The organism is Plantibacter sp. CFBP 8798 (assembly GCF_014841195.1).
Taxonomy (GTDB): domain Bacteria; phylum Actinomycetota; class Actinomycetes; order Actinomycetales; family Microbacteriaceae; genus Plantibacter; species Plantibacter auratus.
Genome location: NZ_JACYTS010000008.1, coordinates 1 through 338, shown reverse-complemented (window position 1 = coordinate 338; position 338 = coordinate 1). Strand labels below are relative to the sequence as shown.

The following is a 338-nucleotide window of genomic DNA, read 5'->3' as shown; positions in this document are numbered from 1 at the left end:
ATGCGCTCCGCCTCTGGCAGGACCTGGTCGAGAAACGCTGCCCGGCCCGCGGTCGGGACGTCACAGAGCTGGTCGGTGATCACCTGCGCATGCCGCGCCGAGATCCGCCCCGCCTCCAGCGACGCCAGCACAGCCGGTGCGTCATTCACCAGACGTTCGGCGTCGTTCGTCGCAAGCTGGACCGTCCGCTCCGGCATCCGGGTCGCCATCGCGAGGGCCGCACACGTCGACCGGCGTGAGAGCGCCTGACGTTCAGCCGGCGGGAAGATCGCCGGGACCGTGGCGTCCGCGAACGCGTCGGCGTAGGCGGCGGAGCGGGCCAGGAGGCGCGCCTTCCG

General features: G+C 72.5%; 1 pseudogene. It reads right to left on the bottom strand.

Going from position 1 to position 338, the window contains the following annotated elements:
* A pseudogene (locus IFU30_RS20040) lies at positions 1-338 on the bottom strand (DUF222 domain-containing protein); the annotation flags it as partial.